This is a genomic window from Streptomyces prasinopilosus (genome assembly GCF_001419695.1).
Lineage (GTDB): Bacteria > Actinomycetota > Actinomycetes > Streptomycetales > Streptomycetaceae > Streptomyces > Streptomyces prasinopilosus.
Map to the genome: position 1 here is coordinate 1 of NZ_LIRG01000090.1, position 9,581 is coordinate 9,581.

8 protein-coding genes are annotated in these 9,581 nt (G+C 72.8%); 5 read left to right on the plus strand and 3 right to left on the minus strand.

What is annotated here, in order from left to right:
- Positions 1-63: 63 nt before the first annotated feature.
- Both AOK18_RS05310 and AOK18_RS05315 read right to left on the minus strand, forming a co-directional pair.
- Entirely contained in the window at positions 64-435 is a 372-nt protein-coding gene (locus tag AOK18_RS05310) for a TraR/DksA family transcriptional regulator (RefSeq protein WP_055693548.1), read from the minus strand.
- 65 nt (positions 436-500) lie between these two features.
- The gene (locus AOK18_RS05315) at positions 501-827 is read right to left on the minus strand and encodes a TraR/DksA family transcriptional regulator (protein WP_055573642.1); all 327 of its coding nucleotides are present in this window, start codon (positions 825-827) and stop codon (positions 501-503) included.
- A 272-nt stretch (positions 828-1,099) separates the two neighbouring features.
- On the opposite strand from AOK18_RS05315, the gene AOK18_RS05320 reads away from it, so the two are divergent.
- From AOK18_RS05320 to secD, 3 genes are all read left to right on the plus strand, one after another.
- Positions 1,100-2,062, plus strand: a complete 963-nt coding sequence (locus AOK18_RS05320; RefSeq protein WP_175400338.1) for a HAMP domain-containing sensor histidine kinase — start codon at positions 1,100-1,102, stop codon at positions 2,060-2,062.
- On the plus strand, positions 2,059-2,724 hold the full coding sequence (locus AOK18_RS05325; RefSeq protein WP_055693549.1) for a response regulator: 666 nt from the start codon (positions 2,059-2,061) through the stop codon (positions 2,722-2,724). Before AOK18_RS05320 ends, AOK18_RS05325 begins: the two co-directional genes overlap by 4 nt.
- A gap of 543 nt (positions 2,725-3,267) precedes the next feature.
- Positions 3,268-5,595: a protein translocase subunit SecD gene (gene secD, locus AOK18_RS05335; RefSeq protein ID WP_167738649.1), complete on the plus strand. Its 2,328-nt coding sequence runs from the start codon at positions 3,268-3,270 to the stop codon at positions 5,593-5,595.
- A gap of 133 nt (positions 5,596-5,728) precedes the next feature.
- Here the strand turns inward: secD and AOK18_RS05340 are convergent, their stop codons facing one another.
- The gene (locus AOK18_RS05340) at positions 5,729-7,639 is read right to left on the minus strand and encodes an ABC transporter ATP-binding protein (RefSeq protein WP_099048832.1); all 1,911 of its coding nucleotides are present in this window, start codon (positions 7,637-7,639) and stop codon (positions 5,729-5,731) included.
- Positions 7,640-8,043: 404 nt separating this feature from the next.
- Between AOK18_RS05340 and AOK18_RS05345 the strand changes: the two genes are divergently transcribed.
- Positions 8,044-9,141: a mechanosensitive ion channel family protein gene (locus AOK18_RS05345; protein ID WP_055693551.1), complete on the plus strand. Its 1,098-nt coding sequence runs from the start codon at positions 8,044-8,046 to the stop codon at positions 9,139-9,141.
- Between the two features lie 194 nt (positions 9,142-9,335).
- Positions 9,336-9,581: NADP-dependent isocitrate dehydrogenase (locus AOK18_RS05350; RefSeq protein WP_167738650.1), on the plus strand; the 246-nt coding region annotated here is incomplete at its 3' end.

Genomic DNA, 9,581 nt, shown 5'->3' on the forward strand with positions numbered 1-9,581 from the left:
GACACGGCACGTGCCGTGTCCGCACGTGCCGTGTCCGGTCCGGCGGCCGGTGGGGTGCCGTGGTCATCGCGCGGCCTCCCGCACCTGCTGGCAGCGGGCGCAGTAGCGGGCCTGCGGGACGATCAGCAGCCGGCCGCGCTCGACGCGGCCGCGGCACAGGTGGCAGACGCCGTAGTCCCCCGTGTCCATGCGGGCGAGTGCCGCCTCCACGTCGGCGAGCACCATCCGGGCGGACGCGGCGAGCCGGACCTGGACCTCGAGCTGCCCGGCGAGCGGCGACCCGTCCGGGTCTCCCGGGTACGGCCCCGCGTCGACGGTGAACTGGCGCAGCTGGTCCCGGCGGAACAGCTGCTGTTCACGCAGGTTCGCACGCAACAGGGCGAGGTCCTCGGTCGTGAGGACCTCGCCGTGCTCGTCGATCGTCTGGTGGGTCACCACTGCACCCCCTTGGGCAGAGCGGGAGAGGACACGAACGGGGGCGGTGCCGGGGACGGGTGCGGTCAGGCCGCGCGGCTCTGGCACGAGACGCAGTACCGGGTGTGCGGGAGGATCTCCAGCCGCTCCGCCGGTACGGGCTTGGCACAGCCCATGCAGGTGCCGTAGGTGCCGTCCTCGACGCGGGCGAAGGCCTCCTCGATCTCCGTGAGGACGCGCTTGATGGAGTCGCGCTGGTTGGCCAGCAGGTGGTCGTCGGGACTCTGTCCGGTGTCGTCGAGGGCCTTGAGCTGTGCCACCCGGGTGGTGCGTGCGTGTTCGAGGCGCTGCCGGATCTGGTCCACGGCGGGGTGGTCGGTGCGCGATTCGGTGAGGGGCAGGTCGAGCGACACGGGATCTCCTCCGGTGACAGATGGTCGATCCATCACCATCGCCGTTCCCCCGCCGGGAACCCATTGGGCGCGATACCCATCTCCACCGGGTCCGAGGACCCACCCGGTGCGGTATGGGCCCGCCGGAGGGACGGAAATGGGTCGTGGAGCCCATCGACGGGACGCCGCCGGTTCGTGCACTGTGTCGGTTTCGCTGTGCGCCGGGATCAGGGGCCGCTGCCGCATCGGGTGCCGCGGTGTCCGACAGTAGAGGCAGACGAAAGAGGAAAGGCGTGACCTCCGTGTCCCTGTACTGGCGGATCTTCGGGCTCAACGCGTTGGTGCTGGGCGCGGCCACCGCGTTGCTGCTGTGGGCTCCGGTGACCGTGTCCGTGCCGGTGCTGCTGACCGAGGCGGTGATCCTCGTGGGCGGTATGGGGGTGATGCTCGTCGCCAACGCGGCCCTGCTGCGGATCGGGCTCGCCCCGCTGGACCGGGTGACCCGGCTGATGGCCACCGTCGACCTGCTGCGGCCCGGCCAACGGCTTCCGGTGCGCGGCGGCGGGGAGGTCGCCGAGCTGGTCAGCACGTTCAACGCGATGCTGGAGCGGCTGGAGAAGGAGCGTGCCGCGAGCAGTGCCCGCGCCCTGCTCGCCCAGGAGGCGGAGCGGCGCCGGATCGCCGTCGAGCTGCACGACGAGGTCGGTCAGAGCATGACGGCCATCCTGCTGGCCCTGAAGCAGGTCGGCGACGAGGCGCCCGCCCCGCTGCGCGGGGAGATCCAGCAGGTGCAGGAGATCACCCGGGCGAGTCTGGACGAGGTCCGCCGGCTGGTGCGCCGGCTGCGTCCCGGTGTGCTGGACGATCTCGGTCTGGTCAGTGCGGTCACCTCGCTCGCCACCGAGTTCGCCACGCACACCGGGCTGCGGGTGCACCGTCGTTTCGGCGCCGATCTGCCCACCCTGGACAATGGCACGGAGTTGGTGATCTACCGTGTGGCACAGGAGAGTCTGACCAACGTCGCCCGGCATGCCGAGGCGCGTTCCGCGACGGTGAGCCTGTACCGGGAGGACGACCGTGTCGTCCTGGAGGTGACCGACGACGGCCGTGGCATCGGCGCCGCCCACGAGGGGGCCGGTTTGCGCGGCATGCGTGAACGGGCCCTGCTCATCGGGGCCACACTGGACGTCACTCCCGTCGCCCGGACCGGTACCCGGATCCGGCTGGCCGTGCCCGCCGTCAGGAAGCAGTCATGAACCACCAGGCCCCACCGACCCCGATCCGCATCCTGCTCGCCGACGACCACGCCCTGGTGCGCCGCGGCGTCCGGCTGATCCTCGACCGGGAGCCGGACCTCGAGGTCGTGGCCGAGGCCGGTGACGGTGCGGAGGCGATCGCCATGGCCCGCGCCCAGGAGATCGACCTGGCGGTGCTGGACATCGCCATGCCCCGGATGACCGGTCTGCAGGCCGCCCGTGAGCTGTCCGTGCTGAAGCCGGGCCTGCGCATCCTGATGCTGACGATGCACGACAACGAGCAGTACCTGTTCCAGGCGCTCAAGGCCGGCGCGGGCGGGTACGTGCTGAAGTCGGTGGCCGACCGTGATCTGGTCGCCGCCTGCCGGGCCGCGATGCGGGACGAGCCGTTCCTGTACCCGGGGGCGGTCACCGCCCTGATCCGCAACTACCTCGACCGGGTCCAGCACGGCGAGGAGGCACCCCAGCTGCTGACCCCGCGCGAGGAGGAGGTGCTCAAGCTGGTCGCCGAGGGGCACTCGTCGAAGGAGATCGCCGAGATGCTCTTCATCAGCATCAAGACGGTGCAGCGGCACCGCGAGAACCTGCTGAGCAAGCTGGGGCTGCGGGACCGCCTGGACCTGACCCGTTACGCCATCCGCGCGGGGCTCGTCGAGCCTTGAAAACCGCCCTGCCGGGACGCGCCTCCCGCACCGCCCGCCCTCAGCTCCGCGCCGTCGCGGTCCTGACCGCCCTCGCGGCCGTCCTCCTGACCCTGGGGTTCGGTCTCATCGGCGACCCGTGGGACGTCCGCGCGGCGCAGTGGCCCGCCCAGGGCGCCCCCGCGGCGCCCGGCGCCCCGGCGTCCGACGGGCCGGGGCCGTCCGCTCCGGTCCCCGCGCCCGCACCCGGGACCCACTCGTCCGACATCCGTCCGCACACCGACGACGGCTGCACCGCCCGTGTCGTCCCCCTGAGGCCGCAGCGCGACGCCGGGGAGCGCACGGCGCCGACGGGTCATCTGCTCTTCACCCCCGCGCACACTCCTCGCATACCTCCGCGGCCGCCCCGTCCCGCTCCGGCGGCCGGGCACGCGGCGCCCGCCGCCGCCCACGTGCCGGCGGACCTCGGCCGGGCACCTCCCGGGCCGTCCAGCACATGAGAGTCCTGTTCCCTTCCTCTCCGCCGCGTCCGGACCGGCCGCGGCGTGCCTGCTGGAGTCATCCGTGAAAAGTTCCGCCCGTATCCGGGCGTTGTTCGCACTCGTCGTGATCGCGTTGTCCGTCTACATCGCCGCGACGGTCCCCGTCCGTCTGGGACTCGACCTGCGCGGCGGTACCCAGATCGTGCTGGAGACCCGTTCCACCGAAACCCTCGAGGCCGACGGCGAGGCGACGGACCGCACGCTCGAGGTGCTGCGCGGCCGCATCGACGCGCTCGGTGTCGCCGAGCCTTCCATCGTCCGCTCCGGTGACAACCGGATCATCGTAGAACTGCCGGGCGTGCAGGACCCGCGGCAGGCCGCCGAGGTACTGGGCCGCACCGCGCAGCTCACCGTCCACCCCGTGATCGGCCCCGGCGGCGACCCCAAGTCCGCCGAGAAGCTGCCCAAGGGCGAACGCGTCCTGGCCGACGAGGCCGGGGAGCGGCTCCACCTGGCCCCCGCCGCACTCACCGGCCAGGACGTGAAGGACGCCGAGGCCACCTTCGACCAGCAGAGCGGCGCCGGCTGGATGGTCACCGTGGACTTCGCGGACGACAAGGGCTGGTCGAAACTGACCGGCGAGGCCGCCTGCAACCCCGCGGGCGACCCCAAGCGCCGGGTCGCGATCGTGCTGGACGACAAGATCATCTCGTCGCCGCAGGTCGACCCGTCCGTGGCCTGCGGGGCCGGCATCACCGGCGGCTCCACCCAGATCACCGGGTCCTTCACCAGCGACGACTCCAAGGAACTCGCCCTGCTCATCAGCGGCGGCGCCCTTCCGGTGCCGGTCGAGACGGTCGAGCAGCGGACCGTGGGCCCGACGCTGGGCGCCGAGGCCATCGAGGCCAGCGCCTGGGCCGCCCTCGTCGGCACCGCCCTCACCGGGCTGTTCATCATCGTCGTCTACCGGCTGATGGGCCTCCTGGCCATCGTGGCCCTGGCCTGCTATGGCGTGATCTCCTACGCCGCCCTCGCGGGCCTGGGGGCGACCCTGACCCTGCCGGGTCTGGCCGGTTTCGTCCTGGCGATCGGCATGGCCGTCGACGCCAACGTGCTGGTCTTCGAACGGGCGCGCGAGGAATACAGCAAGCGCAACCGTCCCAGCAGCCGCTCGGCCCTGACCGCCGGCTTCAAGGGCGCGTTCAGCGCGATCGCCGACTCCAACATCACCACGCTCATCGCGGCGGGACTGCTGTTCCTGCTCGCCTCCGGTCCGGTGAAGGGCTTCGGCGTCACCCTGGCCATCGGTGTCCTCGCCTCCATGATCAGCGCACTGGTGATCACCCGGGTGCTGGCCGAGTTCGCCGTGGCGCGCCGCTGGGTGCACCGCCGTCCCAAGATCACCGGCCTGGCCTCCATCGGGCGGGTCCGCGAGTACCTCACCCGTCGCGACCCGCAGCTGATGCGCCGCCCGCGCCGCTGGCTCCTGGTCTCCCTCCTCGTCCTCGTCGTCACCGGCGCCGGCATCGTGGTGCGCGGGCTGAACTTCGGTGTCGAGTTCACCGGCGGACGGCTGATCGAGTACTCGACCACCGAGACCGTCGATCCGGACCGGGCCCGTGCGGCCCTGGCCGACGCCGGCTTCCCGCAGGCCGTCGTGCAGTCCTCCGGGGACAACGGGCTGACGGTGCGCACCGAGGAGCTGAGCAACGCCGAGGCGGTCGAGGTCGCCGAGGTCGTCGAGGAGGTCGGCGGCGGGGCGGAGAAGGTCCGCGACGAGCTGATCGGCCCGAGCCTCGGCGACGAACTGCGCCGCAACGCGCTGATCGCGCTCGGCCTGGCCCTCGGCGCCCAGCTGGTCTACCTCGCCTTCCGGTTCCGCTGGATGTTCGGTACGGCGGCGGTCAGCACCCTGGCCCACGACGTGGTGATCCTCACCGGCATCTTCGCGTGGCTGGGCAAGCCGATCGACGGGATCTTCCTGGCCGCGCTGCTCACCGTGGTCGGTTACTCGGTGAACGACTCCGTCGTGGTCTTCGACCGCGTCCGGGAACTGTGGCAGAAGGACCCCAAGGCGCCCCTGGCCCAGTCCACCAACACGGCGGTCCTGCAGACGGTGCCCCGCACGGTCAACACCGGTATCGGCGTGATCTTCATCCTGGCCGCGCTGGCCCTGCTGGGCGGCGACTCGCTCACCGACTTCGCGCTCGCCCTGCTGATCGGCATGCTGGTGGGTACGTACTCGTCGGTGCTGACCGCGTCACCGCTCGCCATCGAGCTCGACGCGTACAGCGGCCGCCGGGGCGGCGGCAGCCGTCGTCGCGGCGGCCGCGGCCGCAGCGGTCCGGCGCGCGGGAAGTCCGGCGGGGAGGGCTCCGAGCGGGCCAAGGCGGAAAGCCGCGGCCACTGACGCCGCACGGTGCGCCGTAGGGAACGGCGAGGAGCGGCAGGCGGCCCCGGTCGCCGTCAGAGCGCCGCCGCGGGCCCGGGACCGGGTCCGCGGCGGCGCTCCCGCGTGTCCCGTGCGGGACGGCGGACCGGTGCTACACCGCCGCCACCGCCGCGCTCCGGCCGCCGTCGCGGCCGTCGTCCGCGGCGGGCCGGGGGGTGAACCGGGCGCGGTGCAGTCCGGCGTAGCGGCCGCCGGCCGCCAGGAGCTCCTCGTGCGTGCCCCGTTCCACGATCCGGCCGGCCTCGACGACCAGGATCAGGTCCGCGGCCCGGACGGTGGACAGCCGGTGCGCGATGACGAGGGCCGTCCTGCCCTCCAGTGCCTCCGCGAGGGCCTCCTGGACGGCCGCCTCGGAGGTGTTGTCCAGGTGGGCGGTGGCCTCGTCGAGCAGGACGACCCGCTGCCGGGCGAGGAGCAGCCGGGCGATGGTCATGCGCTGGCGCTCGCCGCCGGAGAGGCGGTAGCCGCGTTCCCCGACCACCGTGTCCAGGCCGTCGGGCAGGGAGCGCACGAGGTCGTCCAGGCGGGCGCGGCGCAGCGCGTCCCACAGGTCGGGCTCGCTCGCGGCGGGCGCGGCCAGCAGCAGGTTGGCGCGGACGGTGTCGTGAAAGAGGTGGCCGTCCTGGGTGACCATGCCGAGGGTGTCGCGCAGCGATTCCACGGTCAGGTCCCGCACGTCGACGCCGCCCACCCGCACCGCGCCCGAGTCGACGTCGTAGAGGCGCGGCAGCAGCTGCGCGATAGTCGACTTGCCGGCGCCGGAGGAGCCGACGAGGGCCACGGTCTGCCCGGGCTCGGCGCGGAAGGAGATGCCGTGCAGGACCTCGGCGGAGCCGCGCGCGTCCAGGGCGGCGACCTCCTCCAGCGAGGCGAGGGAGACCTGGTCGGCGGCCGGGTAGCCGAAGCGGACGTCGTCGAACTCGACGGAGACCGGGCCCTCGGGGACGGGCCGGGCGTCCGGTTTCTCCTCGATGAGCGGCTTCAGGTCCAGCACCTCGAAGACCCGCTCGAAGCTGACCAGGGCGCTCATCACCTCCACCCGTGCCCCGGCGAGGGAGGTCAGCGGCGCGTACAGGCGGGTCAGCAGCAGGGCCAGGGACACGACCGCGCCGGGCTCCAGGGAACCGCGCAGGGCGAGGTGGCCGCCGACGCCGTAGACGAGGGCCAGGGCGAGGGCGGAGACGAGGGTGAGCGCGGTGATGAACACGCTCTGGGCGGTGGCCGTCCGTACGCCGATGTCCCGGACCCGGCGGGCGCGCACCGCGAACTCCTCCGACTCCTCCCGCGGGCGGCCGAAGAGCTTGACCAGGGTGGCGCCGGGCGCCGAGAAGCGCTCGGTCATCCGGGTTCCCATGGCCGCGTTCAGGGCGGCGGCCTCGCGCTGCATCCCGGCCATGCGGCGGCCCACGCGCCGGGCGGGGACCACGAACACGGGCAGCAGCACCAGGGCGAGCAGGGTGATCCGCCAGGACAGGGTGAGCATCACGGCCAGGGCGAGCGCCAGCGTGACGACGTTGCCGACCACGGTGGACAGGGTGTTGCTGAAGGCCCGCTGGGCGCCGATCACGTCGTTGTTGAGTCGGGAGACGAGCGCGCCCGTACGGGTGCGGGTGAAGAACGCGACCGGCATCCGCTGCACGTGGTCGAAGACGGCGGTCCGCAGATCGAGGATGAGTTCCTCGCCGAGGGAGGCCGACAGCCTCCGGCCGAGGATGCCGAGGGCCGCCTCCGCCACCGCGATCAGCGCGATGAGCAGGGCCAGCCGGACGACCGTGGCCGGGTCGCCGTCGGAGACGATGGTGTCGACGACGCGGCCGGCCAGGACGGGGGTGGCGACGGCGAGCAGCGCGGTGGCGGCTCCGAGCAGGACGAAGAGGGCCATGCGGCGGCGGTGCGGGCGGGCGAAGCCCGCGATGCGGCGCAGCGTGTCCCGCGCGAAGGGGCGGCGTTCCTCCTCGGCGTTCATGACGCTGTGCAGCTGGGTCCAGGCGGTGGTCTCCATGCTCATGTCGGAGAAGGTAGAACCTCGAGCATTGTTGAGGTCAAGGCCCGCCGTCCGTCCGGGTGCGCGGGACCCGGCAAAGCCCTCGGCGGGCACCGCGTCCGCGGGCGGCCGTCCGGCCCGCCGCCACCCGCGGCCGGCGCGGGCGGAAGGACTCCGGCACCGTGCCGCGGGTCCTCCGCGGGACCAGGGGACGGCCGGGCGCCCCTCGCCCCCGGGACGGTACGAACTGCCCTTCCGGATACGGCAGGATGAGCGACCGTGCCGGCCGCCGGCCGACCGGTCCGGCACGGCGCACCCTCCCGGGCCGCACTCTCCCGGGCACCCCCGAACGCGAGCAGGTGACGAGACGTGACACGACATCACACACGCCCCACGGCAACGGTTCTCGCCGGAGGTGGGCGATGACCCGCGCGCTCACCATGAACGACGTGCTGTTCGCCGGCATCGCGCTCGCCGCGGGCCTGGTCGCGGCGTTCCTGCTGCGCATGCTGCTGCGCTGGCTGGGCCGGCACGCGGACCGGACCCAGTGGCGCGGCGACGACGTCGCCGTGGACGCCCTGCGCATGATCGCACCGTGGGCGGCCCTCGCGGGCGGCGCCGCGTCCGCGGCGGCCGCGCTGCCCCTGACCCGGACCGTGCAGCACAACGTCAACCAGGTGCTGACGGTGCTGGTCATCTTCGCGGCGACGCTGTCGGTGTCGCGCGTGGTGGCCGGCCTGGTGCAGTCGGTGACCCAGGCACGGTCCGGCGTCGCCGGCTCGGCCACGATCTTCATGAACATCACCCGGATCCTGGTCCTGGCGATCGGCTTCCTGGTGGTGCTCCAGACGCTGGGCATCTCCATCGCCCCGATGCTCACCGCCCTCGGCGTCGGCGGTCTGGCGGTCGCGCTGGCGCTCCAGGACACACTCGCCAACCTGTTCGCGGGCATCCACATCCTCGCCTCCAAGACCGTCCAGCCCGGTGACTACATCCGGCTGAGCAGCGGCGAGGAGGGCTACGTCGAGGACATCAACTGGCGTCAGACGACGGTGCGCGAACTCTCCAACAACCTGGTGGTCATCCCCAACGGGCAGCTCGCGAAGACGAACATGACCAACTTCATGCGCCCCGAGCAGGAACTGACCATCCTGGTGCAGGCCGGGGTGTCGTACGACAGCGACCTGGAGCAGGTGGAGCGGGTCACCAAGGAGGTCGTCACCGAGGTGATGACGGAGATCACCGGAGCGCTCCCGGAGCACGAGCCGGCGGTGCGGTTCCACACCTTCGGCGACTCCCGCATCGGGTTCACCGTGATCCTGGGCGTCGGCGAGTTCAGCGACCAGTACCGGATCAAGCACGAGTTCATCAAGCGCCTGCACCGGCGCTACCGCGAGGAGGGCATCCGCATTCCGTCGCCCGCGCGGACGGTGGCGCTGCAGCAGGGCTCGGTGGTGTTCCCCCGGCAGCGCGGCACCGAGCCGGAGCCGGGCGACATGACGGCGTTCCGCCCGGTCTGACGCACGGTGGACGGGGGCCGGGCCGTGCCGCCCGCCGCGGGCCGCGGCGGACGGGCGGGGCGGCCGCCGCCCGGGTCCGCGACCCCCGGGGGCCGGCACGGCCGGCCCCCGGGGTCCGGACCCCTGTCGAGCTCAGGACGCGTACGGGATATCTTGATGTCGAGCAATGTTGCAGACGTGGAGCGGAGCACCCGGTGACTGACTCGACCATCATCTATACGCACACTGACGAGGCCCCCGCCCTGGCGACGTATTCGTTCCTGCCGGTGGTCCGGGCCTACGCCTCCCGGGCCGGTGTCCCCGTGGAGACGCGTGACATCTCGCTGGCCGGACGCATCATCGCCGTGTTCCCGGAGTACCTCACCGAGGACCAGCGCATCCCGGACGCCCTCGCCGAGCTCGGCGAGCTGGCGAAGACCCCCGCGGCCAACATCATCAAG